The organism is Streptomyces sp. NPDC086549, assembly GCF_044746205.1.
Lineage (GTDB): Bacteria > Actinomycetota > Actinomycetes > Streptomycetales > Streptomycetaceae > Streptomyces.
This window is the reverse complement of sequence record NZ_JBIVBS010000012.1, coordinates 83,992-109,760: the sequence shown is the minus strand read 5'-3', so window position 1 is coordinate 109,760 and position 25,769 is coordinate 83,992. Positions and strand designations below refer to the sequence as shown.

The following is a 25,769-nucleotide window of genomic DNA, read 5'->3' as shown; positions in this document are numbered from 1 at the left end:
GTCAGGTGCTCTGCGTGACGACCATCGCGAGCGTGAGCAGCCCCAGCACGACCCATCCGAACCACAGCCAGCCGTTGCTGCCCAGAGCCACCGTGTACGCCGTCACCACGACGAGACCGCCGAGGGTGAGCACCCCCATCGCCTTCGTGGAACCGTTCGTCGAACCGGGCATCGCGACACCCTCCTCAAGGTCCGTTCCCCTCCATGGTGCCCCCGTTCTGCTTCCGCACGGCGCAGACGACGAAATGTGTGCCCGACTTCCAGGGGACCTCGCTCGTCCATGAAGCGGCCTGGTGGACGGAAGGATCGAATCCGTAGTCACTCGACGGTACGTCCCGCGCACAGCCCGCGTCCGACGCGGTACGCGCCAGAGCACGAGACCAGGCGGGCGTCCCGCGGGGAGCGCGCCCGCAGACAGTCCCGCTTCCGCATGGCGGCCGTGTCCGTGAAGGCCTCTCCCGGCCTGCGGCGGCCGCCGAGCGGCCCGTACACCGGCCCGCGCGCGCCGAGCACCAGGCCGGCGGTGCGCCGTCCGGCGGCGTCGAAGCCCGCCGCGGTCGGTACGATGGCCGGCTCGCGCACGTCGGCGAGCTTCCCGGGCAGCTCCCGCGTCCGCTCCGCGCACCCGGCCCGGCCGGGCCGAGCCTGCGCGCCTCGGCTGTGATGTGGCCGTCCGGCGCCTTGTCACGTCAGGTCGGGTCGACCGTGAGGCGTGGCGTGCCGGAGAAACGCGACCCGCCGGGCCAGCCGGCGAGAACGCAGTCACCGTCCGCGAGCCGGTACGCGAGCCCGACGGCCGTGCCGTACGGAGGCCCCGTCCCGTCGGCCGTCCGCTGGGCCGTCGCCCACCAGACACCGGCCAGGGCGACCACCGGACCGAGAGCGACCGCGAGCGCGGCACGCTCAGCGTCACGTCCTCCCCGAACCGAAGCTCGGTCCCGGCCGGTGGGTCCGACGCCGTCACGCGCACGTCGTCCGGCGGCAGCCCGCGCCCGTCGTACGCGACCGCCGGCCCCCGCCGCGCCAGCCGTCGGCCCGCCTCCCCGAAGCAGGAGAACCAGCAGCACGCCGACCCCGTTGAACAAAGCGCGAATTGCCTTTCAGGCCGCGTCAGCTCTCGCGTGCGTTCAGTGAGGCCAAATAGGCGTTGTACGCCTCGAGTTCCTTGTCCCCGTCCCGGTCGGCCTGGCGGTCCTTGCGCTTGGCCTGCCGCTGCTCCGAGCCGTACCACTGGAACAGCAGTGCGATCAGCACCAGAACGGACGGGATCTCGCTGAACGCCCAGGCGATGCCGCCGGCCGCGTTCTGGTCGGAGAGGGCATCGATGCCGAGGGAGGCGGGCGGGTTCTTGAACGTCTCGACCATCGGGGTCGACGCCATCATCAGCGCGATGCCGAAGAAGGCGTGGAACGGCATGCCCGCGAACAGCTCCAGCATCCGCATCAGATGGCCGGGCCGGTGCGGACCCGGGTCCACCCCGATGATCGGCCAGAAGAACGCCACGCCCACCGCCAGGAAGTGCACCATCATCGCGGTATGTCCGGCCTTCGAACCCATCAGGGTGTCGAAGATGGAGGTGAAGTACAGCGCGTACAGGCTCGCGATGAACATCGGGATCGTGAACGCCGGGTGGGTGACGACCCTCATGTAACGGCTGTGCAGCAGCGCCAGCAGCAGCTCGCGCGGACCCTTGCGGCCCTTGCCCGCGACCGGCAGCGCGCGCAGCGCCAGCGTGACCGGGGCGCCGAGCAGGATCAGGATCGGCGACAGCATGCTGATCACCATGTGCTGGACCATGTGCACGCTGAACATCACCATGCCGTAGTCGTTCAGCCTGGTGCACATCATCAGCATGATGGTCAGCACACCGACGACGTACGACGCGGTCCGCGCCGGCGACCACGCGTCACCGCGCTGCCGCAGCCGCACCACACCCCACCCGTACAGCCCGAGCCCGGCCAGGCAGGCGACGAGGAAGAACGGGTCCGCCGACCACTCAAGACCTCGTCCCAGCGTGAACGGCGGCAGATCCATCGTCATGCCGTGCCCGCTGTGATCCATCCGCCGGCTCCTGATTCGTGGGGGTTGTGCGCTGTCTGTCCACAGCTGTCTGTCCGCACCCACACTAGAACCGCCCCCGGTCACTGCCGTGACCGGGGGCGGTTTCGCGCACAGGCGGGTTACAGACCTACAGGACGCACTCCGCCTCTTCGTACCGCTCCTGAGGAACCGTCTTCAGCGTCTCCACGGCCTCCGCCAGCGGCACCATCACGATGTCGGTGCCCCGCAGCGCGGTCATGTGGCCGAACTCGCCCCGGTGCACCGCCTCCACCGCGTGCCACCCGAAGCGCGTCGCCAGCACCCGGTCGTACGCCGTCGGCGTCCCGCCCCGCTGCACATGGCCGAGGATGACCGGACGCGCCTCCTTGCCCAGCCGCTCCTCCAGCTCGACGGAGAGCTGGCGGGCGATCCCGGCGAAGCGCTCGTGGCCGTAGATGTCCTTGCCGCCCTCGTCGAAGTCCATGCTGCCGGCCTTCGGCTTGGCGCCCTCCGCGGCGACGACGATGGCGAACCGCTTGCCCGCCTCGAAACGCTCGCCGACCCGCTTCGCCAACTCCTCGATGTCGAAGGGGCGCTCCGGTACGACGATGGCGTGGGCGCCGGCCGCCATGCCGGAGTGCAGCGCGATCCAGCCGGTGTGGCGGCCCATGACCTCCACGATCAGCACGCGCTGGTGGGACTCGGCGGTGGTCTTCAGCCGGTCCAGGGCCTCGGTGGCGACGCCCACGGCCGTGTCGAAGCCGAAGGTGACGTCCGTGACCGCGATGTCGTTGTCGATGGTCTTCGGCACGCCCACGATGGGCAGACCGGCGTCCGACAGCAGCCGGGCGGCTTTCAGCGTGCCCTCGCCGCCGATCGGGATGACCGCGTCCAGGCCCAGGTCCTGGAGGTGGCCCTTGGCCCGGGCGACGCCGTCCCGCAGGTGCTCGGGACGGACCCGGGAGGAACCGAGGATGGTGCCGCCGCGGGCCAGGATGCCGCTCACGGCGTCCAGGTCCAGCTTGAGGTAGTCGCACTCCAGGAGGCCTTTCCAGCCGTCCCGGAAACCGATGACCTCGTCGCCGTGGTCGGCGACGGCACGGTGCACGACGGACCGGATGACGGCGTTCAGGCCGGGGCAGTCGCCGCCGGACGTGAGGACACCAATGCGCATAGCCCGAAATACCTTCTCAACGTGGGCCGGGGACCGGACCGCGCTGTCCGGCTGGATCCCGGTCACCCTACCGGCGTTGGGGGGTGGCTCCGTAGCGGGCGTCCGCCTGCTGGACGCGCCCGCACATGTGAGCGGACGGCCTGCCAGGCGGGCCCTGTGAAGACCATGCCGGTAGGTGCTAAAAGGTGCCTACAGTACTTCTGGAACGCGATGGTCACGCAGGCTGCTGCGCAGCAATACCTACGCAGGCTGCTGCGCAACTGCCACTACGCAGGCTGCTGCGCAACTGCCACTACGCAGGCTGCTGCGCAACTGCCACTACGCAGGCTGCTGCGCAGCCGCGATGCGCTCGTTGCGGAGCGCCTCGTACCAGCGGTCGTCGATCGGCGGCAGTGCGTTGACGTCGAGCGCCAGCTTCAGCAGCAGGTCGGCGATCTGCGGGTTGCGGGCGAGCACCGGCCCGTGCATGTAGGTGCCGAACACGGTGTCGTTGTACGCCCCCTCCGTGCCGTCCCCGGTGCCGTTGCCCTTGCCCAGGCGGACCTGGGCGAGCGGGCGGGCGGTGGGGCCGAGGTGGGTGACGCCCTGGTGGTTCTCGAAGCCGGTCAGCGGGGGCAGGCCCAGACGCGGGTCGATGTCTCCGAGGACGTCGCCGACGCAGCGCTCGCCCTCGCCGCGCACCGTGGTGACGTCGAGCAGACCGAGGCCGGGCTCCCGCTGGCCGAGGTCGTTGACGAACTCGTGGCCGAGGATCTGGTAGCCGGCGCACACCGCGAGGACAATCGCGCCGTTGTTCACCGCCTGGTACAGGTGCCCGTCGCGACGCAGCCGCTCGGCGGCCAGACGCTGCGGCCGGTCCTCGCCGCCGCCGATCAGGTAGATGTCGCCGGAGGTCGGGATCGGCTGGTCGCTGCGCACGTCCAGCCGGGCCACGTCGAGGCCGCGCTGGCGGGCCCGCCGCTCCACGACGAGCGCGTTGCCCTGGTCGCCGTAGGTGCTGAGCAGGTCGGGGTAGATCCACACCAGCCGCAGTTGGTTGTCGCTCATGAAGTGATCTTCCTCCCTGTTCAGTTGCCGACGATCCGGCGCAGGTCCTGGAACGCGGTGTAGTTCGCGATGACCTCGATCCGGCCCGGCGGGGCCTGCTGGACCGCCTGGTCGAGGTTCTCGCACACCTGGAAGTGCTGGTTCGCGACCTCCAGACGCACCGCGAGGTCCAGCTTCCGGTCACCGATGACGAAGATCGGGTGGCCGGTCAGGCGCGTGTAGTCGACGTCCCACAGCCAGGAGGTGTCGGTGCCGTCGGCGCCGCGCGCGTTCACGGACAGGATCACCGGGGCCGGCGGCGGGTCGATCAGGGAGAACGTCTCCAGCCAGCCGGCCGGGTTCTTCGCCAGCAGCAGGCGCAGATCACGGTTCTGGTACTGGACGACGTCGTAGCGTCCGGCGACCGCCTGCACCTGGTACATGCGCTCCAGGGCGACCTGCGGGGGCACGCCGAAGACGGCGGCGACGGCCGCGGAGCTCGCGGCGTTGGCCTTGTTGGCGCGGCCGGGCAGCTGGAGGTGGATCGGCCAGGCCGAACCGTGCGGGTCGAGGACGTGGTCGCCGGAGAGCGCCCAGCTCGGCGTCGGGCGGCGGAAGCCGCACTCGCCGCAGTACCAGTCGTCGCCGGGGCGCTGCATCACACCGCCGCAGGACGGGCAGGACCAGGCGTCGTCCTTCCACATCTGGCCGGCTGCGACCCAGATCACATTGGGGGAGGACGAAGCCGCCCACACCACCAGCGGGTCGTCGCAGTTGGCGACGATCACGGCCTTGGAGCCGGCCAGGCCCTCGCGCCAGTTCTCCGCGAGCATGCGGGTCTCGGCCGCGCGGTCGAGCTGGTCGCGGGAGAGGTTGAGCAGCGCGATGCACTTGGGGGAGGTGTCCCGGGCGACGCCCGCGAGGTACTTCTCGTCGACCTCGATCACACCGAACTTGGCCTCCGAGCCGCCGGCCAGCGCCGAGGTGATGCCGGCCGGCATGTTCGCGCCGAGCGCGTTCGAGACGACCGGGCCCGCGGCGCGCAGCGCCTCGGCGATGAGCCGGGTGGTCGTGGTCTTGCCGTTCGTCGCCGAGACCAGGACGCAGTCCAGGTTCTGGGCGAGCCGCCCGAGCAGGTCGGGGTCGAGTTTGAGCGCCACCCGGCCGCCGATCACCGATCCGCTGCCGCGTCCCGCGGCACGGGACGCCGCCGCGACCGCCTTGCCCGCGGTCACGGCGAGCTTGGCCCGCGGCGTGAGCGGGTCCGAGTTGCCTGCCATCAGTTCTCGATCCTCCTTGCGTACGCGCCGCGCCTTAGCCATTCGGCAACGTGATGTGGACATCAGCCTATCGAGATCTATTCGCACACCCGAATCCCGGCCCATGCCAGCGCGGCGGGGGTGGGCCCAGGGAACCGTACCCTTGCCGCCATGCGACACGGTTCCATTGCGGGCGCCCGCGGGCGCGTCCGGCCTCTCACGCTGCTCGGCGACCCGGTGCTGCACGCACCCTGCGCGGAGGTCACCGACTTCGGCCCCGAACTCGCCCGGCTGGTGGAGGACTTGTTCGCCACGATGTACGCGGCCCAGGGCGTGGGCCTGGCCGCGAACCAGGTGGGGGAGTCTTTGCGGGTGTTCGTGTACGACTGTCCGGACGACGAGGATGTGCGACATCTCGGACATGTGGTGAACCCACGGTTGGTGGAGGCGGACGGTGTGGTGATCCGGGGCCCGGAGGGCTGCCTGTCCCTGCCGGGGCTGGAGGCGGGGACCGAGCGCTACGACCACGCTGTCGTCGAGGGCTTCACGGTGACCGGGGAGCCGGTCACCGTGCACGGCACGGGGTTCTTCGCCAGGTGCCTGCAGCACGAGTGCGATCACCTGGAGGGCAGGGTGTACGCCGACCGCCTGGCCGGCCTGCGCCACCGCCGGCTGATGCGGCAGGTGCGGCGGGCCTCCTGGCACCGGTGAGGGTCAGAACCCCGGACCGCCGATTTTGTCCCCCGCGGCCGCCAGCCGCCCCCAGAGCAGGTCGGCCAGACTCTTCACCAGTTCGGCACGGGTACAGGGCCGTTCCCCCAGCCACCAGTCGCCCGCCGCGTGCATCATGCCGACGATCCCGTGTCCCCAGACCCGGGCCAGCTGCTGGCTCCCCGGTCCGAGGTCCAGCCGGTCCTCGATGACCTGGGCCAGTTCCTCGCCCATCCTGCGGAGCAGCGGCGCGGAGTGCTTGCCGACATCGAAGCCCTGGTCGCCGCCCTGGCCGCCCTCCGCGGGGTGCATCAGGAAGCGGTAGACCTGAGGCCGCGCCTCGATCGCCGCGAGGTAGGTGTCCAGCGTGGCCTCGACCCGTTCCCGGCGGTCGGCGGGGGCATCGAGCGCCGCCCGCAGCGAGTCCAGGAGCGCGTCGGTGTGCCGCTGGGCGAGGGCGGCGTAGAGTCCGCCCTTGTCGCCGAAGTGGCGGTAGAGGATCGGTTTCGTGATGCCGGCCTCCGCGGCGATGGCGTTCATCGAGGCCTGCGGGCCGTCGCGCAGCACTACCCGGTCGGCGGCCTCCAGCAGCTCGCGCCGTCGGCGGTCGGCGGACCGCTGCTGATCGGTCCGCTGCGTGGTGTTCATGAGCTCTCCCCACCCGTGCTGTTTCGGTGACGCCTGCGCAAACTAACACTGACTGTGCCCCTGACATCGAACGGGATGCCGACAGGTCATCAGGAGTTGACTTTTCCTACTCGCGGGTAACACACTTTGGTTACCGCTAGTAACACCCGAGTTTTCCGCCGCTGGAGGGGACATGGCCGAGTTCACCATGGAGCTCAACGACGAACAGAAGGAGGTCCGGGACTGGCTGCACGGTTTCGCCGCCGACGTCATCCGCCCCGCGGCCGCCGAATGGGACGAGCGTGAGGAGACTCCCTGGCCGGTCATCCAGGAGGCCGCCAAGGTCGGCATCTACTCCCTCGACTTCTACGCCCAGCAGTACTTCGACCCCACCGGCCTCGGCATCCCGATGGCCATGGAGGAGCTGTTCTGGGGCGACGCGGGCATCGCCCTGTCCATCGTCGGCACGGGTCTCGCGGCCGTGGGCGTCCTCGCCAACGGCACCGAGGAGCAGATCGGCACCTGGATCCCCCAGATGTACGGCGACACCAACGACGTCAATGTCGCGGCCTTCTGCTCCTCCGAGCCCGACGCCGGCTCCGACGTGTCCTCCATGCGGACGCGCGCGGTGTACGACGAGGCCAAGGACGAGTGGGTGATCAACGGCACCAAGACCTGGGCGACCAACGGCGGCATCGCCAACGTCCACGTGGTCGTCGCCGTGGTGGACCCCGGGCTCGGCTCCAAGGGCCACGCCTCCTTCATCGTCCCGCCGGGCACGCCCGGTCTGTCCCAGGGCCAGAAGTTCAAGAAGCACGGCATCCGCGCCTCGCACACCGCCGAGGTCGTCCTGGAGAACGTCCGCGTCCCCGGTTCCTGCCTGCTCGGCGGCAAGGAGAAGCTGGACGAGCGGCTCGCCCGGGCCCGTGAGAAGGCGAAGTCGGGTGGGGAGAGGGTGAAGAACGCGGCGATGGCCACGTTCGAGGCCTCGCGGCCGGCGGTCGGCGCGATGGCCGTCGGCACGGCCCGGGCCGCGTACGAGGTGGCCCTCGACTACGCGATGACCCGTGAGCAGTTCGGCCGGCCGATCATCGACAACCAGGGTGTCGCCTTCCAGCTCGCGGACATGCGTACGCAGATCGACGCCGCGCGTCTTCTCGTGTGGCGTGCCTCCTGGATGGCGGTCAACGGGAAGCCGTTCACCGCGGCCGAGGGCTCGATGTCCAAGCTGTTCGCCAGCGAGACCGCGAAGCAGGTCACCGCCCAGGCGGTCCAGATCCTGGGCGGCAACGGGTACACGCGGGAGTATCCGGTGGAGCGGATGCACCGGGACGCGGCCATCTACACGATCTTCGAGGGCACGAGTGAGATCCAGCGGCTCGTGATCGCGCGCACGCTGTCGGGCATGCCGATCCGGTAGCGCCGCGGGGGTTCGTCACCGGTGTTTCAACGGTGTCAGTTGCTCGATGTCGTAGCGGCGCCGTAGCTCCTCGATCGCCTCGTGGTCCGGTGGGCCCCCGTTCCCCAGGATCTCCAGCAGCTCCTCGAAGTAGCGCTCGTGATCCGGGGGCGGGGACGCCTGGAAGAACACCCTCGCGGGGGTGTCCGTCGGGTTGGCGAAGGCGTGCGGGCAGCCGGGGGGTACGACGATGACCGTGCCGGGGGTCGCTCGTACCACGCGGCTGCCCGAACTCGACTCCCACTTCTGCCAGTTGTCGGGGGTGCGGATGCGCGGCTCGAAGGCAAGCACATCCAGCTCGCCCTCCAGCATGTAGAACAACTCCTCGCTGCGCGTGTGCACATGGGCGCCGACGTCGAAGCCCGGCGGGACCTCCACCTCGAAGGTGGAGGCCATCCGCGAGTGTGTGCCGGTCACCTTGAACGTCACGCGCTGGGCGGGCGTCTGCACGACGCGGCCATGGCCCGGAGGGACGAGCAGTCCCTCCGGCCGCGCCGCCTCCTGGGGCGGCGCGGCCGCCTGGGCCATGGGTCCTTCGGGTACCGCCAGTCCTTCGGTCGTCGTCATCGGCAATCACCACGTCACGGGAAGGGCCTCGGGCCCGCGGATCAGCGCGCCCTTCTTGAAGGGCACCTGGTCGGCGGGCACGGCCAGTCTCAGCCCGGGCACCCGGTCGAGCAGTGTGTCGACCAGCAGCTCGGACTCGAGCCGGGCGAGCTGGGCGCCTGGGCAGTAGTGCGGGCCGAAGCCGAACGACAGGTGCGGGTTCGGGGTGCGGGAGACGTCGATCGTCTCCGGGTCGGGGAAGACGTCCGGGTCGCGGTTGGCGGCCAGGTAGGAGACGTACACCGGGTCGCCCGCGCGGATCCGTACGCCCCGGATCTCCACGTCCGCCGTGGCGATCCGGGACAGTCCGACCGCGTTGCGGTGCGGGATGTACCGCAGCAGCTCGTCGATGGCCTTCGGCCTGACCACCGGCTCGTCGCGCAACTGTTCGACGAGATCGGGCCGGAGCAGCAGGAGGTAGAACAGCTGCCCGCTGTTGTCGGTGACCGCCTCGCCGCCGATCTGCAGCAGCACCGCGAGCCCCGTGGCCTCCTCCGGGGTCACCTCGCCTCGGCCCGCGGCGGCGCCGAGCAGCGAGGTGACGTCCTCGGCCGTACTGTCCGCGCGCAGTCCGATGAGGTCACGGAAGTACGCGCCCATCTGCTCCTTGGCCCTCTCGCTGACCTGTTTGCCGTGCGAGGAGGACAGGATGAGCTGGGTCCAGGTGTGCATGCGGTAGCGGTCGGCCGCCGGGACCCCCATCAGCTCGCAGATCACCGCGATGGGGAAGGGGCTGAGCACCGCACTTGTGAGGTCGGCGGGCGGACCGTCCTGGAGGAGCTCGTCGACCAGTTCGCCGAGCAGGGCCCCGGACCTCTCGCGGAGCCGTTCCACGCCCTTCGCGGTGAACGCGGGCGCGACCGCGCGGCGCAGCCGGGTGTGGTCCGGCGGATCCAGGATGCCGACCGCGCCATGGGTCGGGATGAAGTGCGGGGCGAGCCGGGTGACCGGGTGGTCCATGACCGCCTCGCGGCTGAACCGGGGGTCGTTGGTCACCATGCGTACGTCGTCGTACCGGGTGAGCAGCCAGGCCCAGCCCTCGCCGTTGGGCAGTTCGATACGGTTGACCGGGCCCTCGCGCATCAGCTCGGTCAGTACCGGATCGAAGTCCACCCCGGCCAGGTCGGCCGCCGGCCAGTGTCGGACCGGCGGCGGGACCTCGGAGAGCGTCTCGTCGATCATCGCGTCTCTTCGTCCGTACCGACCCAGCGGCCCACCGTCATCTCGGCGGTGATGCCGGGACCGAACCCGGCGAGCAGCCCGCGCGCCCGGTCCTCGGCACCGCCCTCCTCGAAGAGTCGGCGCAGCGCGTCCAGCACGACGGCGCTGGCGATGTTGCCGTACTCGGTGAGGGTGGCCCGGCTGAACCGGAACGCGTGCGGGTCGACCTGCAGGAACTTGCTGAGGTCGTCGAGTATTCGGGGCCCGCCCGCGTGGATGATGTAGAAGTCCAGGTCGGACGCGTCCCAGCCGTGCGTGCCGGCCAGGTCCTGGAGCGCCGGGGCGAGCGGCTCCATGGTCGTGGGCACCCGCTTGTCCAGCAGGAAGTGGAACCCGGTCTCCCGGACGTCGTACGCGATCCACTCCTCCGTCTTCGGGATCAGATACGACCCGTTGCGCTCCAGGTGGACGCCCGTGCCGCCGCGCCCGCGCACCACGGCCGCGGCGACGCCGTCGCCGAACAGCCCGTTGGAGAGCAGGGAGCCGACGCCGAGGTCGGTGGGCTGGTAGCACAGCGAGCAGAACTCGCAGGCCACGATCAGCGCGTTGGTGTCGGGGTAGGCCGTGCAGAAGTCGTGCGCCCGGTTGATGGCCGCACCGCCTGCCGCGCAGCCCAGCTGGGCTATCGGCAGCTGTCGGGTGGTGCTGGGGAAGTCCATCTCGTTGATCAGCCACGCGGTCAGCGAGGGCATCATGAAGCCCGTGCACGACACGTAGATGATGACATCGATGTCGGAGGTGAGCAGTTCGGCGTCGTCCAGCGCCCGCTGGATCACTGCGGGGACGCGGGCCTTCGCCTCCGCCTCGTAGAGCTTGTTGCGCTCCTGGAAGCCGGGGTGTTTCAGGGTCTCTTCGATGGGCTGCACGATGTGCCGGGTGCGGACGCCTGTGTTCTCGATCAGTCGGAGGGCCAGCGGGAGCTGTGGGTGGTCCGCATGGTGTTCGCGGGCCAGCTCCAGGGTGTCCTCCATCGTGATCACGTGTTCGGGTACGGACACCGAGGGTCTGCACAAAGTAGCCATGAGCCGTCCCTGCTTTCGCCTTCCGGAAGGCCTTCGCCCGCCGGTCAGAAGGTGGTCCACCCAGGTTCACCCGACGGGGCGACGATCTCGCGCCGGATTACTCCGAATCGGGGACAACGGGTAAGGGCCGGTTCGGATGCCCGGTCGACCCGACGGGGCATCCGAAGCCCCTCAGGACCGCTGTACTTCTGGCGACGACGGCCCCGAGACCCGCTCCGGATCCGCGGGACGGCCGGCTCCCTCACCGGGGGCGAGGAACTGGCGGGGCGTCAGCGACCCGCCGAGCCGCGGCGAACCCGCACCCGCACCGAACAGAACGCCTACGGCGCACCGCTGCTGTGGGCGATGCACGCCACGTCGATCCGATCGGCCAGCTTGGCGAGCTCGATCGTCAACGCGGCGACCGTGTCCTCGTCGAGCCCTTCCTGCCCGGCCTCCACGAGATGCAGCCACCTTCCGCCCACCGTGCGGAGCAGCTTGCTCACGTCGGCCGCGGCCACCTGCAAGGTACCGCGGTCGTCGACGATCAGAGGCAGAGTCACTTCGCGGTTCACAGACGGGATCGTAGCCGCGGAAACGTCACGCACCCTGCCAAACAGTGGTGATGTTGCAGAACTCGCGGATCCCGTGCCCGGACAGCTCACGCCCGTACCCGGACCGCTTGACCCCGCCGAACGGGAACGCGGGATGGGACGCGGTCATCCCGTTGACATACACGGACCCCGCCTCCAGGTCGCGTGCGAACCGGTCCACCTCGGCCGCGTCCCGCGTCCACACGTTCGAACTCAGGCCGAACGGCGAGTCGTTGGCGACCAGCACCGCCTCGTCCAGGTCACCCGCCCGGTACAGCGTGGCCACCGGCCCGAACGCCTCCTCGCGGTGGATCCGCATCTCGCGGGTGATACCGGCCAGGACGGTCGGCGGGTAGTACCAGCCGGGCCAGTTGGGGCGTTCGCCCCCGCACAGCACGGCCGCCCCGCTGCGCTTCGCGTCGTCGACCAGCTCCTCCAGGTCGGCCCGCCCCCGCTCGCTGGCGAGCGGCCCGACCTCCGTGTCCTCCTGCATCGGGTCGCCGATCTTGAGCGCCTTCATGCCCTCGACGAACCGCTCCGCGAAGTCGTCGTAGACGTCCGTGTGCACGATGAACCGCTTGGCGGCGATGCAGGACTGCCCGTTGTTCTGCACCCGGGCGGTGACCGCGGTCCGGGCGGCGCGGTCGATGTCGGCGGACGGCATGACGACGAACGGGTCGCTGCCGCCCAGTTCCAGCACCGTCTTCTTGACCATGTCCCCGGCGGTGGACGCGACCGCCCGCCCCGCGGGTTCGCTGCCGGTGAGGGTCGCCGCCCTGACGCGCTCGTCGCGCAGGATGCCGTCGACCGCGCCGGAGCCGATCAGGAGGGTCTGGAAGCAGCCCTCGGTGAAGCCCGCGCGATGGAAGAGGTCCTCCAGATAGAGGGCGGTCTGCGGGACGTTGGATGCGTGCTTGAGCAGCCCCACGTTGCCCGCCATCAGGGCCGGCGCCGCGAAGCGGATCACCTGCCACAGCGGGAAGTTCCACGGCATCACGGCGAGCACCGGCCCGAGCGGCCGGTAGCGCACCCGGACCCGGGACGCTCCGGAGTCCTTCACATCGGACTCGGCGGGCTTCTCGTCGGCGAGCAGCGCCTCGGCGTGCTCCGCGTACCAGCGCATGGCCCTGGCGCACTTGGCGGCCTCCGCGCGGGCCTGCGTGATCGGCTTGCCCATCTCGGTGGTCATGATCCGCCCGATGTCCTGCCGGTCCTCGTCCAGCAGATTGGCGGCCTGGAGGAGGAGGCGCCCGCGGTCGACGAAACTGCTCAACCGGTAGGTGCGGAACGTGGCCTCCGCGAGCTGGAGCCGGCGCTCGATCTCGTCCTCGTCCATGGACTCGTACGTCTCGAGCGTCTCGCCGTTCGCCGGGTTGATCGTCGCGATGGGCATGGCTGACCTCCCTGGGAGCGGGCTTGCTTCGACCTTCCCGCGCGGCGATGGCGCCCGCAACGCGTGTGTCGGCTACTCGGCCGAGTGCTCCGCCAGCCGGTCCAGGAACGTGGCCTGCGCCTTGACGATCAGGCCGCGGGCACGGTCCAGTCCGAACCAGTCCACCCGGTCCAGTTCGGGAAACTCCCGGACCCGCCCCGACCGCGGCGGCCACTCCATCGTGAAGGTGCCCGGATCGATGGACTCCGGGTCCAGGTCGGCCTCGACCGCCCACGCCGTGACGATCTTGCTGTTGGTCTGTCTCACCTCGCCGAGTGGTACGGCCTCCCCGTCGGGCGGCGGCAGGCCGAGCTCCTCCCGGAACTCGCGGCGGGCCGCGTCCCAGGCGGGCTCGCCGGGCTCGTACTCGCCCTTGGGGACGGTCCACGCCCCCGCGTCCTTCCTGGCGAAGTAGGGGCCTCCCATGTGACCGAGCAGCACCTCCAGGCCGTGATCGGTGTGCCGGAACAGGAGCAGGCCGGCGCTCCGCTTCTCCTTCAAGGCCTCACCTCCGGGTGGGCTGCCAGCAAGGTCTCCACGGCGTCGGCCTCCTCCGGCCGCTTGTCCTCCCGGTAACGGACCACGCGGGCGAAGCGGAGCGTGACGCCGGCCGGGTAGCGGGAGGAGCGCTGCAGGCCGTCGTAGGCGATCTCGACGACGAGTTCGGGGCGTACGGTCACCACCCAGCCGTTGTCCTCGACGGCCAGCTCCCGGAGCCGCTCGGTCTGCCAGGTGAGCATCGCGTCGGTCATGCCCTTGAAGGTCTTGCCGAGCATGGCGAAGGTGCCGTCCGGGTTGCGGGCGCCCAGGTGGAGGTTGGACAGCTTGCCCGTGCGGCGGCCGTGACCCCACTCGGCGGCCAGGACGACCAGGTCGAGGGTGTGCACCGGCTTGACCTTCAGCCAGGAGGCGCCGCGCCGGCCCGCGCTGTAGGGGGAGTCCAGGGCCTTGACCACGACGCCCTCGTGGCCGCGCCCGAGCGTCTCGGCGAGGAACTCCTCCGCCTGGCGGACGTCCTCCGGGCCGGACACCAGTGTCCGCCGCACCCGCATCGGCCCGGGCACCAGCAGTGCCAGTTCCGCGTGCCGCTGGGCGAACGGCAGGTCGAGCAGATCGCGGTCGCCCACCGCGAGCGCGTCGAAGAAGACCGGGGAGACCGGGATTTCCTGGGCCGCCCTCGCCACGTCCACGCGCGAGCCGACCCGGCCCGCGGTCTCCTGGAAGGAGCGGGGCCGCCCGTCCGTGTCGAAGGAGATCACCTCGCCGTCCAGGATGAACCGGTCGCCCGTCAGCTCCAGGGCGGCGGAGGTGACTTCGGGCAGCCGGTCGGTGATGTCGTCAAGGGTGCGGGTGTGGACCCGTACCGTGTCGCCGTCCCGGTGGACCTGGACCCGGATGCCGTCCAGCTTCTCCTCGACGGCGCACGCGCCCAGCTTGCCGACCGCCTCCGCCACCGAGGAGGCGGTCTGCGCCAGCATCGGCAGGACCGGGCGGCCGACCGTGAGCCGGAACCGGTCCAGGGCCGCCGGGCCGTCGGCCAGCAGGGCCTGGGCCACCGTCCGCAGCGAACCGGCGAGCATCACCGCCCGCCGCACGTCCGCCGCGTCCGCGCCGGCCGCCTCTGCCAGCCCCTCCACGGCCACGGCGTCCAGCGCGCCCTGCCGCACCTCGCCGGTGATCAGCCCGAGCAGGAAGCGCTGCTCGTCCTCGGTGGCCGCACCCATCAACGCACCCACCAGCCGGGCGCGCTCCGCCTGCGAGCCGGGCCCGGAGAGCTTGCCGAGCTCGGTGAGCCGGGCGTCGACCTCGCGGACCGTGAGCGAGGGCTCCGCGGCCGGGGGGACCCGGTGGCCCAGCACCTTCCAGCCGACGCCGAGCCGCCCCTGCGGCAGCCGTCCCGCCAGATACGGGATCACGATCGGCACGTCGTCCGCCTCCGCCTCCCGGAACAGCTCCGCGAGCAGGGCGGTCTTCCGGGACCGTGCCGCGGTGGCGGCGACCTCCCGGGACACATCGGCGAGCCGGGTCAGCAGCATGCAGCCATGGTGCAACGGGGGAGCCCCGACTACACCCGCACGGACGCGTCGAGGTCGGCGAAGAGCAGCTCCCCGTTGATCGCCGCCCCGGCCCGGTAGCCCCGGCTGGCGGCGTTCACCACCTGCTCGGCGAAACCGCTCGCGTTGCCCGCCGCCCACAGGCCGGGGACGGTCGTCAGACCGCGTTCGTCGATGACGGGGTAGCTGCCGAAGGGCGTCTCGCGCATCTCGGCGCCCAGCCGCGCCAGGAGATCCGTCCGCGGCACGGCGCGCGGCGCCACGAACAGCACCTCGCGGTCGTACGCCGTCCCGTCCGCGAGCCGGACCCCGGTGAGCCGGTCCTCGTCGACGACCACCTCCGCGACCTCGCCCGGCACCACGGTGACCCCGGCCGCAGCCAGCCTGCGCAGGTCGTCGTCCGTGAGCTCCTCCTCGGCGACCCGGTGCAGGAAGAGGGTCACGTCCTTGGACCACTGGGTCACCATCAGCGCCTGGTGCACGCTCATCGGGGTCGTGGCGAGCACGCCGAACGCCCGGTCGCGCACCTCCCAGCCGTGGCAGTAGGGGCAGTGCAGCACATCGCGGCCGTAGCGCCCGGCGAGGCCCGCGACCGCCGGGAGCTCGTCCTTCAGACCGGTGGCCACGACCAGCTGCCGGGCGCGCACACCGCGCCCGCTCGCCAGCGCCACGGTGAAGTCCCCGTCCCTTCGAACGTCCACCACCCTGTCCCGGACCAACTCCACGCCGTACCGCGCGATCTCCTCCCGCCCCACGGCGAGGAACTCGGCCGGTGACATGCCGTCCCGGGACAGATAGCCCTGCATGTGCGCGGCCGGCGCGTTGCGCGGCTCGCCCGCGTCGACGACCAGCGTGCGGCGCCGGGCCCGGCCCAGGACCAGCGCGGCGGACAGCCCGGCCGCGCCGCCCCCGATGACGACGACCTCGTACTCGCCGGTGTTCTCGGTCATGGTGACCACCTCCACCCGAGAAGGTGGACCGGGTGCTGCGGGATTGACAAACATGTTTGCCGAATCTGCAATACGGTCATGAGCACCGACGACGTTCTCGCGGGCGTGGGCCCGAGGCTGCGACGGATCCGGAAGGAGCGGGAGGTCACCCTCGCGGGGCTGTCCGAGGCGACCGGTATCTCCGTCAGTACCCTCTCCCGGCTGGAGTCCGGCCTGCGCAGACCCAGCCTGGAGCTGCTGCTGCCGATCGCGCAGGCCCACCAGGTGCCGCTGGACGAACTGGTGGGCGCCCCTCCGGTCGGCGACCCGCGGGTCCGGGCCAAGCCGATCGTGCGGAACGGGCGCACCCACTGGCCGCTCACCCGCCAGCCCGGCGGGCTCCAGGCGTTCAAGGTGCTGGAGCCGTGGCGGAAGCAGGAGCCCGACCCCCGGACCCACGAGGGGTACGAATGGCTGTACGTCCTGTCCGGACGGCTGCGGCTCGTGCTGGGGGAGCACGACGTGGTGCTGACGGCGGGGGAGGCCGCCGAGTTCGACACCCGGGTGCCGCACTGGTTCGGATCCACGGGGGAGGGGCCGGTGGAGTTCCTCAGCCTGTTCGGGCCGCAGGGCGAGCGGATGCACGTACGGGCGCGGCCGTCGCGCGCGTGACGCGGCCGGCCGTTCTCCGGAGGGACTGTTCCCTGGTGGCAGTGTTCCCTGGTGGCGCTGTTCCCTGATGGGCAAGCGACCGCTTAGTATGCGGTGGACCCCGGTCAGACGAAGCAGTCCCGTGGAGGCACCGCATGCAGGCATGGCAAGTGCACGAGAACGGCGAGCCGAGCGAGGTGATGCGGCTCCAGGAGGTGGAGCGGCCCACGCCCGCCGACGGCCAGGTTCTGCTGAAGGTGCGCGCCGCCAACATCAACTTCCCGGACGTGCTGATGTGCCGCGGCCACTACCAGGTGCGGCCGCCACTCCCGTTCACGCCCGGGGTGGAGATCTGCGGTGAGACCGAGGACGGGCGCAGGGTGATCGCCAACCCGGCGCTGCCCCACGGCGGTTTCGCCGAGTACGCCGTCGCCGACGCGGCCGCGGTGCTGCCGGCGCCCGACTCGCTGGACGACGCCGAGGCCGCGGCACTGCACATCGGCTACCAGACGGGCTGGTTCGGCCTGCACCGCCGGGCTCACCTGGACGCCGGCGAGACGCTGCTCGTGCACGCCGCCGCCGGCGGGGTCGGCAGCGCGGCCGTGCAGCTCGGCAAGGCGGCCGGCGCCACGGTCATCGGCGTCGTGGGCGGCGCCGACAAGGCCGCGGTCGCCCGTGAGCTGGGCTGTGACGTGGTGATCGACCGGCGGAGCGAGGACGTCGTCGCCGCGGTGAAGGAGGCCACCGGCGGCCGAGGCGCCGACGTGATCTACGACCCGGTCGGCGGCGAGGCCTACACGCAGTCCGCCAAGGTCGTCGCCTTCGAGGGCCGGATCGTGGTCGTGGGCTTCGCCAGTGGCACCATCCCCAGCCCGGGACTCAACCACGCCCTGGTGAAGAACTACTCGATCGTCGGCCTGCACTGGGGCCTGTACAACACCAAGAACCCGAAGCTGGTCCAGCACTGCCACGAGCAGCTCACCGAGCTGGCCGCCCGGGGCGCGATCAAGCCGCTGGTGAGCGAGCGCGTGCCGCTGGACGGGGCCGCGGCCGCCGTACAGCGGGTCGCCGACGGCGTCACCACCGGCCGGGTCGCCGTCGTACCGTCGCTGGAGAACGGAGCCGCCGCATGACCGACGAAGTCGAACTCACACGCCGTACCGCCGAGTTGCTGGCCACGCACCCGCCCGCGACGACCGACCGTCTGGACTTCCTGAGGGCCCGCTTCGACGCGGGACTCGCCTGGGTGCACTACCCGGAGGGCCTCGGCGGCCTCGGTGCCCCGCGCTCCCACCAGGTCGTCGTGGACAGCGAGCTGGAGGCCGCGGGCGCCCCCGACAACGACCCGAGGCGCATCGGCATCGGCCTCGGCATGGCGGCGCCGACGATCCTGCGCTACGGCACCGAGGAACAGAAACGTCAGTACCTCAGGCCCCTGTGGACGGGCGAGGAGGTGTGGTGCCAGCTGTTCAGCGAGCCGGGCGCCGGGTCCGACCTGGCCGCGCTCGGCACCCGGGCGGTCAGGGAAGGCGACGACTGGGTCGTCAACGGGCAGAAGGTGTGGACGTCCAGCGCCCACCTCGCCCGCTGGGCGATCCTCATCGCCCGCACCGACCCGGACGTGCCCAAGCACGCCGGCATCACGTACTTCATCTGCGACATGACCGACCCCGGCGTCGAGGTCCGTCCGCTGCGGCAGATCACCGGTGAGGCCGAGTTCAACGAGGTCTTCCTCACCGACGTCCGCATCCCCGACTCCCGCCGCCTCGGCGAGGTCGGCGACGGCTGGCGGGTCGCCCAGACCACGCTGAACAACGAACGCGTCGCCATCGGCGGCATGCGGCTGCCCCGCGAGGGCGGCATGATCGGACCGGTCTCCAGGACCTGGCGCGAGCGCCCGGAGCTGCGCACCCACGACCTGCACCAGCGCCTGCTCAAGCTGTGGGTCGAGGCCGAGGTCGCCCGCCTCACCGCCGAACGCCTGCGCCAGCAGCTCACCGTCGGCCAGCCCGGCCCCGAAGGCGCCGGCATGAAGCTCGCCTTCGCCCGCCTCAACCAGGAGATCAGCGGCCTGGAGGTGGAACTCCTCGGAGAAGAGGGGCTGTTGTACGACGACTGGACCATGCGCCGCCCCGAACTGGTGGACTTCGTGGGCCGTGAGGCCGGCTACCGCTACCTCCGCTCCAAGGGCAACAGCATCGAGGGCGGGACCAGCGAGGTCCTGCTGAACATCGTCGCCGAGCGCGTCCTGGGCCTGCCCGCCGAGCCGCGCACCGACAAGGACGTCGCCTGGAAGGACCTGGCCCGATGAGCACACAGCCGGATCTCCTCTACTCCGAGGAGGAAGAGGCGCTGCGCGCCGCCGTCCGTGACCTGCTCACGGACCACTGCGACGCGGCGGGCGTCATCGCCCGCACCGAGTCGGACGCCCCGCACGACCTCGCCCTGTGGAAGGCGCTCGCCGACGGCATGGGTCTCGCCGGGCTCCTCGTGCCCGAGGAGCAGGGCGGCCAGGGCGCCACGCACCGCGAAGCCGCCGTCGTACTGGAGGAGCTGGGGCGGGCCGTCGCGCCCGTGCCGTATCTGTCCAGTGCCGTGGTGGCCACCGAGGCGCTGCTGGAGTGCGCGGACGACGAGCTGCTCGGCCGGCTCGCCTCCGGCCGGGCGATCGGCGTGCTGGCCGTCGGGCTGCACGTCGCCCCGGGCGGTGCCGTCAAGGCCGTACGGCACGAGAACGGCGCCCTGCACGGCGAGCTGACCGGAATCGCCGACGCGGCCGCCGCCGACGTCCTGCTCGTGCCGGCCGACGACGGCGAGCTGTACGCCGTGGAGGCCGGCGCCGTGACCATCACCGCGCAGGTCTCCCTGGATCTGACCCGCCCGCTGGCGACCGTCACCCTCGACGGTGCCCCGGGCCGCCGTCTCGGCGCCGCCGAACCCGCCGTACGACGGGCCCTGCGCGCCGCTGCCGGGCTGCTCGCCTCCGAACAACTCGGCGTCGCCGACTGGTCGTTGACCGAGACCGTCCGGTACCTGAAGGAGCGCAAGCAGTTCAACCGGCCGGTCGGCGGCTTCCAGGCGCTCAAGCACCGGCTCGCCCAGCTGTGGCTTGAGGTCGTCAACCTGCGCGCCGCCGCGCGGAACGCCGCCGACGCGCTCTCCACCGGCCAGGACGCCGACGTGGCGGTCGCCGTCGCCCAGGCCTACGCGGCCCCCGTCGCCGTGCACGCCGCCGAGGAGGCGCTGCAGCTCCACGCCGGCATCGGCATGACCTGGGAGCACCCGATCCATCTGCACCTCAAGCGGGCCAAGGCGGACTCCATCGCCTACGGCACGGCGGGCGCCCACCGCGAGGCACTGGCCGAACTGGTCGACCTCCAGGCTCCCTGACGCACACCCGGAACACCCCGTAAGAAGCCCGCCCCACCTGGGGCGGGCTTCTGCGCGCACTGCTCCGATGAAATGAACAGAGGGCAGCGGTCCGGACAACTCCCTTCCGGAACGGGTCACTTGAGCTCCGTTCGAACGCATACTCCCTTCGGTCTATCCGGCCCCACAAGGGAGGCAGAGCATGGCCCTCACCACCCGTCGCAGAGCCCTCACCACCCTCGGCGCCGCCCTGGCGGGCGCGGTCGCGCTGCCCGCCACCCAGGCATGGGCGGGCGGCGGCCACCACGGCCCGCGTCCGCTGTGGCGCGCCCACGCCCACAACGACTACGAGCACCCGCGCCCCCTGTTCGACGCCCTCGACCACCGCTTCGGCAGCGTCGAGGCCGACATCTTCCTCGTGGACGACCAGCTCCTCGTCGCCCACGACGTATCCGAACTCGACCCGACCCGCACGCTCGAATCCCTGTACCTGGACCCGCTGGCAGCCAGGGTCAAGGCCAACCGGGGCTCCGTCTACCGGGGTTGGCACAGGCCCCTGCAGCTCCTCATCGACATCAAGACCGAGGGCTCGTCGACGTACCTCGAACTCGACCGCCACCTCCAGCGCTACCAGCACCTGTTCACGACGTTCGCACACGGGTGCGTGCACCCGGGCCCGGTCACCGCCGTGATCTCCGGCGACCGCGCCGCCCGTACGCCGATGGAGGCCCAGACCGTGCGCCGGGCCTTCTACGACGGCCGGCTCACCGACCTCGGCACCTCCGCGCCCGCCTCCTTCATCCCGCTGATCTCCGACAACTGGACGCTCAACTTCACCTGGCTGGGCGACGGGCCGTTCCCGGACGCCGAGCGGCAGAAGCTGCGGAGCATCATCCAGGCTGCCCACGCGCGCGGGCAGCGGGTCCGGTTCTGGGCCACACCCGACGTGGCCGGTCCGGCGCGGGACGCGCTGTGGAGTGAGCTCCTCGCCGCCGACGTCGACTACTTCAACACGGACGACCTCGCGGGCCTGGAGGCATTCCTGGACGCCCACGCCACGGCCTGAGACCCCCGGCCCGCACCACACGTTCAGAAGACACCACACGATCGGAGGACACGTCAGCCGCCCGGACGAACCCTCCGTTACGCCACACTTACGGCCGAACACCGCGAATGGGCGTGGCGGAGGAGGTTCGCGATGGCCGTTTCCATCTCTGTGGTGCTGCTGCTCCTGATCCTGGCCGTGATCTTCATGCGCAACGGCGCACTGAAGCTCACCCACGCCCTGGTCTGTATGCTGCTCGGCTTCTACCTGGCCAGCACGAGCATGGCGCCCACGATCACCAACGGGCTCACCGCGACCGCTGACCTCGTCAGCGGCCTGCGGCCCTGAGTCACGGTGCCGAGAAGACCCCGATGCCGTTCGGCACCGGGCGCTCGGCGCCTCCGCTGGGGTGGTTGCGGACCGACACGGCGTCCGCGCCCGGTGCGCGGGCGACCAGCGTCGACGAGCCGCCGCCGTCCAGGCTGAACGCGCCGACCGACCCCAGCTTCCGCATCTCCGTGGCGACTTCGGCGACCGTCAGGCCGCTGCGGAAGGCGGGCGCGCCGTCCAGCGCGAGCAGCAGCAGCCGTCGCCTGTCGGCCGTGAAGCCCACGGCGGTGCGCACGGCGGAGGTGACGTTGTCGAGGCCAGGCAGCGGCTGTCCGTCGCGCAGGACCGGGCAGCCGCCGAGGGCGAAGCGGTACCGGGTCCTGGAGACGGCCGCCACCAGCCGGGTCCGTACGGACACCCGCTCGCCCGTGGTCAGCTTCCGCAGCCGCTGCGCGCCCGCCTCCCGGCCCACCAGGACCGTGGTGCCCACGGCGATCGGTCCGCTTCCCGGGGTGTCGGAGGCCGACACGACGCGGCCGCCGCGGACCGTCACCTCGTAGGTGTCCGTGCTGCACGGAGCCCCCCGCTCGGTGTCCGTACCGCACGTGGCGCGCACCCGGGAGGCACTGCCCCACCGCGTGGTGAACGCGCCGACGGAACCCACCGGCAGGGCGTACTGGTTGAGCCCGCCGAGCGGCAGCAGCCCCTCGGGCGTGCGGAGGGAGCCTCGCAGGAACAGGCGGTCCGTGCGGGCCCGCCGGTCGATACCCACACCGAAGACGTCCCTGGTGTTCGTGCCGGGCGGCAGCGCGGGCCCGAACCGCTGGCCGTCGGGCACCGCCGCCTTGAGCACGTGCCGGTTCGCGATCGCCGGTCCCACGCTCGCGCCCGTCACCTGGACGCCCGGGTGCTGGGTCTCGGTGATGTCGAAGAAGTCGCCGTTGATGCCCGCGACCGCGCCCACGGAGTCGGCGAGCCGCGAGACGGGGGCGCGGGCGGCCACCGCGCCCGGGTGGAGCAGATCCAGGTGCACGTGCGGGTCGCGCAGGTCGACGATCACCACATGGGCGTGCGTCACCCCCTTGGCCGCGGCGATGTCGAACTGCTCGTAGGTGACGCCCCGCGCGATCCGTTCGACGTCCGGCACGGCGCCGGCCGGTGCCGCCCCCGTCAGGGCCGCACCGGCCAGAACACCTAACGCCGTGAGGACCGTCAGTACCGTTCTTCCGGCTGGCCGCCGCTTCTGACGATGGGTCATTCCGCGCCCCCTGATGTCTCGTCGACTGTTCCAGGACTCAGGGGAAGTGCACCAGAACGCGGTTTCCGCCGGGGTGGCTAGACGTCCACTACACGAGAACGGGTGAGGAAACGTACCCCCTCGGGTGCTTCCAGGGAGAAACCGCTGCCCCGGCCGGGCACGACGTCCACGATCAGCCGCGTGTGGCTCCACACCTCGTACTGGCTCCGGGACATCCAGAACGTGACCGGTTCGCCGACGCCCTCGACCTCCAGTTCGGCCAGCAGCACATCGGAGCCGCCGGTGCGGAACTCGCCGTCCGGATAGCACATCGGCGCGCTGCCGTCGCAGCAGCCGCCGGACTGGTGGAACATCAGCGGGCCGTGGGCGGCACGCAGCCTGCGCACCAGGTCGGCGGCGCTTGGGGTGAGTTCGACGCGGGGCATTTCCTGGTCCATGGTCACCGTCCTGAGGCGTGGCGTCGGGTCCGCCCAGTTTCACGGCTCGTCAGGTACGCGTCCACCACCCGTGGGTCACCGCACCGGGTGCTTGCTCATGATCGAGACCCGGTTGAACGCGTTGATGGTGACCGCCACCCAGATCACCGCGGACATCTGGTCGTCGGCGAGCACCTCCCGCGCGGCCGCGTACGCGGATTCCTGGGCGGCGGCGTCGGACGGTTCGGTGGTCGCCTCCGCCAGGGCGAGTGCCGCGCGCTCCACGGGGGTGAACACCTCGGTGTCCCGCCAGGCCGCCAGCACTCCCAGACGCCGGGTCGTCTCGCCCGCGCGCAGGGCGGCCCGGGTGTGGAGGTCCAGGCAGTACGCGCAGCCGTTGATCTGCGACACGCGGAGGTTGACCAGTTCCACGAGGGTGCGGTCGAGGCCTGCCTCGGCGGCGGTCGTCCGCACGGCCTCGGCCGTCTGCAACAGGGCGTGGTACGGCTTGGGGCTCTGCTTGTCGACGAAGATCCGGCGGCCCGCCGGACCGGGCGCGGGGCTGCTGCTCACTCTGGGGCTCCCTCGGGCATCATCACTGGATCAATATTGTTGAATGTGAAACTATCATGTCCGCCGGCTCGCACTGATCGTGTCCGCACAGCGCACCGTTGCGCCGCCCCTTCGTGCGTCGTCGGAACAGTAGCGGTGCGCTGATGGGCAATTGCCGCCCGCCCAACGGATCTAGCGTGACGGACGGCATCGCATCGAACACCCGAGAACAGCAGGAGACGCACGTGTCCGAGGCCGTCGAGCCGGTTCAGCCGGTCCTGGAACCCGCGGCAGCAGCCTTCGCGAAGGCGACCGCCAATCCGCCCTACCTGTTCGACCTGCCCCCGGCGGAGGGACGCAGGGCCGTCGACGAGGTGCAGTCCGGCGAGATCGGCAAACCGGCGACCGACGAGGAGTGGATCACCGTCTCGGGCGGCCCGACGGGCAGCGTCCGGGCCCGCATCGTCAAGCCCGCCGGTGCGGAGGGCACCCTGCCGGTCATCCTCTACATCCACGGCGCGGGCTGGGTGTTCGGCAACGCCCACACCCACGACCGCCTCGTGCGCGAACTCGCCGTCGGGGCGGGCGCGGCGGTGGTCTTCCCCGAGTACGACCTCTCCCCGGAGGCCCGCTACCCGGTCGCCGTCGAGCAGAACTACGCGGTCGCGAAGTGGGTCGTGGAGCAGGCCGCGGACAAGGGACTCGATGGCTCCCGGCTGGCCGTGGCCGGTGACTCGGTCGGCGGCAACATGACCGCCGCCCTGACCCTGATGGCCAAGGAGCGCGGGGACGTCCCGCTCGTGCAGCAGGTCCTGTTCTACCCGGTCACCGACGCCTCCTTCGACACCGGCTCCTACCACCAGTTCGCCACCGGCTACTTCCTGCGCCGCGACGGCATGCAGTGGTTCTGGGACCAGTACACGACCGACGAGGCCGAGCGCGCCCAGATCACCGCCTCCCCGCTGCGCGCCACCACCGAGCAGCTCGCCGGGCTGCCCCCGGCCCTCGTCATCACCGGCGAGGCCGATGTGCTGCGCGACGAGGGCGAGGCGTACGCCGCCAAGCTCCGTGCCGCCGGTGTCCCCGTCACCGCCGTGCGTTACCAGGGCATCATCCACGACTTCGTGATGCTCAACGCCCTGCGCGAGACGCACGCCGCCGAGGCCGCCATCGCCCAGGCCGTCGCCACGCTGCGCGCCGCCCTGCACACCGCCTGAACCCGAGGAGACACCGCAGACATGACCACCCCCACCGTCGTTCTCGTCCACGGAGCCTTCGCGGACGCGACCAGCTGGTCCGGCGTCATAGCCGAGCTGCAGAGCCAGGGCGTCCCGGTCGTGGCCCCGCCCAACCCGCTGCGCGGCCTCGCGGACGACGCCTCGTACATCTCGTCCGTGGCGTCGCAGATCGACGGCCCCGTCGTCCTGGTCGGCCATTCGTACGGCGGCGCGCTGATCACGGTGGCCGGCACCACCGAGAACGTGGTCGGACTCGTCTACGTGGCGGCCTACGTCCTCGAGGAGGGCGAGAGCCTCGGCGAGCTGCAGGGCCGCTTCCCCGACTCCCCGCTGGTGAGCAGCCTGAAGCAGTGGACGTACCCCGTCGCCGGCGGCGACCGCGCTGTCGAGGTCACCATCGCCGAGGACGCCTTCCCCTCGGTCTTCGCCGCCGACGTGCCCGAGGACGTCACCAAGGTCCTGGCCGTGGCACAGCGCCCGCTGGCGGTCGCGGCCTTCGAGGAGACGGCCTCCGCGGCCGCCTGGAGGACCAAGCCGTCCTGGGCGCTGGTGGCCGGCGCGGACCACGCGATCAACCCGGACGTGCAGCGCTTCGCCGCGAAGCGGGCCGGGGCGACGGTCGTGGAGATCGGGAGCGCCTCGCACGCGGTCGCCCTCTCCCGGCCGAAGGAGGTCGCCGGCCTGATCCTCGAAGCGGTACGCGCGACCGGCTGACCCGCCGGCACGGCCGGCCGTGCGGACACGTGTCCCCGGATACGCGTCCGCGCGGCTTCGCCGT

29 protein-coding genes are annotated in these 25,769 nt (G+C 71.4%); 10 read left to right on the top strand and 19 right to left on the bottom strand.

The genetic code is table 11. The annotated features are described in order from the left end of the window. Nucleotide 1: 1 nt before the first annotated feature. From ACIPSA_RS32265 to ACIPSA_RS32235, 7 genes are all read right to left on the bottom strand, one after another. Nucleotides 2-172: a hypothetical protein gene (locus ACIPSA_RS32265; RefSeq protein WP_402640796.1), complete on the bottom strand. Its 171-nt coding sequence runs from the start codon at nt 170-172 to the stop codon at nt 2-4. 146 nt (nt 173-318) lie between these two features. After that, entirely contained in the window at nt 319-582 is a 264-nt protein-coding gene (locus tag ACIPSA_RS32260) for a hypothetical protein (RefSeq protein WP_402640793.1), read from the bottom strand. Nucleotides 583-689: 107 nt separating this feature from the next. After that, nucleotides 690-872, bottom strand: coding sequence for a hypothetical protein (locus tag ACIPSA_RS32255; RefSeq protein WP_402640791.1), 183 nt, complete (start codon nt 870-872; stop codon nt 690-692). Between the two features lie 238 nt (nt 873-1,110). Beyond that, complete coding sequence (locus tag ACIPSA_RS32250) at nt 1,111-2,061, bottom strand: cytochrome c oxidase assembly protein (protein ID WP_402640788.1); 951 nt, start codon at nt 2,059-2,061, stop codon at nt 1,111-1,113. A 127-nt stretch (nt 2,062-2,188) separates the two neighbouring features. Then, a complete protein-coding gene (locus ACIPSA_RS32245) occupies nt 2,189-3,214 on the bottom strand; it encodes a 6-phosphofructokinase (protein WP_402640786.1) in 1,026 nt (341 codons plus the stop codon). 318 nt (nt 3,215-3,532) lie between these two features. After that, the gene (locus tag ACIPSA_RS32240) at nt 3,533-4,261 is read right to left on the bottom strand and encodes a type 1 glutamine amidotransferase (protein ID WP_402640783.1); all 729 of its coding nucleotides are present in this window, start codon (nt 4,259-4,261) and stop codon (nt 3,533-3,535) included. Nucleotides 4,262-4,281: 20 nt separating this feature from the next. Further along, nucleotides 4,282-5,520 (bottom strand): MurT ligase domain-containing protein, encoded by a 1,239-nt coding sequence (locus ACIPSA_RS32235; protein ID WP_402640781.1) that lies wholly within the window; start codon nt 5,518-5,520, stop codon nt 4,282-4,284. Between the two features lie 150 nt (nt 5,521-5,670). Between ACIPSA_RS32235 and def the strand changes: the two genes are divergently transcribed. Then, the gene (gene def, locus ACIPSA_RS32230) at nt 5,671-6,210 is read left to right on the top strand and encodes a peptide deformylase (protein WP_402640779.1); all 540 of its coding nucleotides are present in this window, start codon (nt 5,671-5,673) and stop codon (nt 6,208-6,210) included. 3 nt (nt 6,211-6,213) lie between these two features. On the opposite strand, the gene ACIPSA_RS32225 is transcribed toward def, so the two are convergent. Then, the gene (locus ACIPSA_RS32225; RefSeq protein ID WP_402640776.1) at nt 6,214-6,858 is read right to left on the bottom strand and encodes a TetR family transcriptional regulator; all 645 of its coding nucleotides are present in this window, start codon (nt 6,856-6,858) and stop codon (nt 6,214-6,216) included. A 172-nt stretch (nt 6,859-7,030) separates the two neighbouring features. Here ACIPSA_RS32225 and ACIPSA_RS32220 point away from each other — a divergent pair, with 172 nt between their 5' ends. Beyond that, nucleotides 7,031-8,257, top strand: coding sequence for an acyl-CoA dehydrogenase family protein (locus ACIPSA_RS32220; RefSeq protein ID WP_402640775.1), 1,227 nt, complete (start codon nt 7,031-7,033; stop codon nt 8,255-8,257). A gap of 15 nt (nt 8,258-8,272) precedes the next feature. Here the strand turns inward: ACIPSA_RS32220 and ACIPSA_RS32215 are convergent, their stop codons facing one another. The 8 genes from ACIPSA_RS32215 to ACIPSA_RS32180 all read right to left on the bottom strand — a co-directional run bounded on the left by ACIPSA_RS32215 (nt 8,273) and on the right by ACIPSA_RS32180 (nt 16,153). After that, complete coding sequence (locus ACIPSA_RS32215) at nt 8,273-8,824, bottom strand: cupin domain-containing protein (protein ID WP_402641345.1); 552 nt, start codon at nt 8,822-8,824, stop codon at nt 8,273-8,275. 45 nt (nt 8,825-8,869) lie between these two features. Next, nucleotides 8,870-10,084, bottom strand: a complete 1,215-nt coding sequence (locus ACIPSA_RS32210) for a cytochrome P450 (RefSeq protein WP_402640772.1) — start codon at nt 10,082-10,084, stop codon at nt 8,870-8,872. Further along, a complete protein-coding gene (locus tag ACIPSA_RS32205) occupies nt 10,081-11,145 on the bottom strand; it encodes a type III polyketide synthase (protein ID WP_402640769.1) in 1,065 nt (354 codons plus the stop codon). The genes ACIPSA_RS32210 and ACIPSA_RS32205 overlap by 4 nt, the downstream gene beginning before the upstream one ends. Before the next feature lie 320 nt (nt 11,146-11,465). Next, nucleotides 11,466-11,699 carry a DUF6213 family protein gene (locus ACIPSA_RS32200; protein WP_402640765.1) on the bottom strand — a complete coding sequence of 78 codons (234 nt, stop codon included), beginning with the start codon at nt 11,697-11,699 and terminating at the stop codon, nt 11,466-11,468. Between the two features lie 25 nt (nt 11,700-11,724). Next, on the bottom strand, nt 11,725-13,110 hold the full coding sequence (locus tag ACIPSA_RS32195; protein ID WP_402640762.1) for an NADP-dependent succinic semialdehyde dehydrogenase: 1,386 nt from the start codon (nt 13,108-13,110) through the stop codon (nt 11,725-11,727). 72 nt (nt 13,111-13,182) lie between these two features. Continuing rightward, nucleotides 13,183-13,650, bottom strand: coding sequence for an NUDIX domain-containing protein (locus ACIPSA_RS32190; RefSeq protein WP_402640760.1), 468 nt, complete (start codon nt 13,648-13,650; stop codon nt 13,183-13,185). After that, nucleotides 13,647-15,185, bottom strand: a complete 1,539-nt coding sequence (locus ACIPSA_RS32185) for an ATP-dependent DNA ligase (protein ID WP_402640757.1) — start codon at nt 15,183-15,185, stop codon at nt 13,647-13,649. The genes ACIPSA_RS32190 and ACIPSA_RS32185 overlap by 4 nt, the downstream gene beginning before the upstream one ends. Nucleotides 15,186-15,214: 29 nt before the next feature. Continuing rightward, nucleotides 15,215-16,153 (bottom strand): NAD(P)/FAD-dependent oxidoreductase, encoded by a 939-nt coding sequence (locus ACIPSA_RS32180; protein ID WP_402640756.1) that lies wholly within the window; start codon nt 16,151-16,153, stop codon nt 15,215-15,217. A 78-nt stretch (nt 16,154-16,231) separates the two neighbouring features. On the opposite strand from ACIPSA_RS32180, the gene ACIPSA_RS32175 reads away from it, so the two are divergent. The 6 genes from ACIPSA_RS32175 to ACIPSA_RS32150 all read left to right on the top strand — a co-directional run bounded on the left by ACIPSA_RS32175 (nt 16,232) and on the right by ACIPSA_RS32150 (nt 21,545). Beyond that, nucleotides 16,232-16,804, top strand: coding sequence for a helix-turn-helix domain-containing protein (locus tag ACIPSA_RS32175; RefSeq protein ID WP_402640754.1), 573 nt, complete (start codon nt 16,232-16,234; stop codon nt 16,802-16,804). Between the two features lie 134 nt (nt 16,805-16,938). Then, nucleotides 16,939-17,916 carry an NADPH:quinone oxidoreductase family protein gene (locus ACIPSA_RS32170; RefSeq protein ID WP_402640753.1) on the top strand — a complete coding sequence of 326 codons (978 nt, stop codon included), beginning with the start codon at nt 16,939-16,941 and terminating at the stop codon, nt 17,914-17,916. Continuing rightward, complete coding sequence (locus ACIPSA_RS32165) at nt 17,913-19,094, top strand: acyl-CoA dehydrogenase family protein (protein WP_402640750.1); 1,182 nt, start codon at nt 17,913-17,915, stop codon at nt 19,092-19,094. The genes ACIPSA_RS32170 and ACIPSA_RS32165 overlap by 4 nt, the downstream gene beginning before the upstream one ends. Beyond that, entirely contained in the window at nt 19,091-20,173 is a 1,083-nt protein-coding gene (locus ACIPSA_RS32160) for an acyl-CoA dehydrogenase family protein (protein ID WP_402640747.1), read from the top strand. Before ACIPSA_RS32165 ends, ACIPSA_RS32160 begins: the two co-directional genes overlap by 4 nt. A gap of 181 nt (nt 20,174-20,354) precedes the next feature. Then, the gene (locus ACIPSA_RS32155; RefSeq protein WP_402640745.1) at nt 20,355-21,218 is read left to right on the top strand and encodes a phosphatidylinositol-specific phospholipase C/glycerophosphodiester phosphodiesterase family protein; all 864 of its coding nucleotides are present in this window, start codon (nt 20,355-20,357) and stop codon (nt 21,216-21,218) included. A 132-nt stretch (nt 21,219-21,350) separates the two neighbouring features. Continuing rightward, entirely contained in the window at nt 21,351-21,545 is a 195-nt protein-coding gene (locus tag ACIPSA_RS32150) for a hypothetical protein (protein WP_402640742.1), read from the top strand. Between the two features lies 1 nt (nt 21,546). Here the strand turns inward: ACIPSA_RS32150 and ACIPSA_RS32145 are convergent, their stop codons facing one another. The 3 genes from ACIPSA_RS32145 to ACIPSA_RS32135 all read right to left on the bottom strand — a co-directional run bounded on the left by ACIPSA_RS32145 (nt 21,547) and on the right by ACIPSA_RS32135 (nt 23,774). Continuing rightward, nucleotides 21,547-22,785 carry a phosphodiester glycosidase family protein gene (locus tag ACIPSA_RS32145; protein ID WP_402640740.1) on the bottom strand — a complete coding sequence of 413 codons (1,239 nt, stop codon included), beginning with the start codon at nt 22,783-22,785 and terminating at the stop codon, nt 21,547-21,549. A 77-nt stretch (nt 22,786-22,862) separates the two neighbouring features. Further along, a complete protein-coding gene (locus ACIPSA_RS32140; RefSeq protein WP_402640738.1) occupies nt 22,863-23,222 on the bottom strand; it encodes a DUF779 domain-containing protein in 360 nt (119 codons plus the stop codon). Between the two features lie 75 nt (nt 23,223-23,297). Further along, nucleotides 23,298-23,774, bottom strand: coding sequence for a carboxymuconolactone decarboxylase family protein (locus tag ACIPSA_RS32135; RefSeq protein ID WP_402640735.1), 477 nt, complete (start codon nt 23,772-23,774; stop codon nt 23,298-23,300). Between the two features lie 224 nt (nt 23,775-23,998). Here ACIPSA_RS32135 and ACIPSA_RS32130 point away from each other — a divergent pair, with 224 nt between their 5' ends. Together ACIPSA_RS32130 and ACIPSA_RS32125 are read left to right on the top strand one after the other, a co-directional pair. Then, nucleotides 23,999-24,970, top strand: coding sequence for an alpha/beta hydrolase (locus ACIPSA_RS32130; RefSeq protein ID WP_402641343.1), 972 nt, complete (start codon nt 23,999-24,001; stop codon nt 24,968-24,970). Between the two features lie 21 nt (nt 24,971-24,991). Continuing rightward, nucleotides 24,992-25,705 (top strand): alpha/beta fold hydrolase, encoded by a 714-nt coding sequence (locus ACIPSA_RS32125; protein WP_402640733.1) that lies wholly within the window; start codon nt 24,992-24,994, stop codon nt 25,703-25,705. The last annotated feature ends 64 nt before the right edge of the window (nt 25,706-25,769 follow it).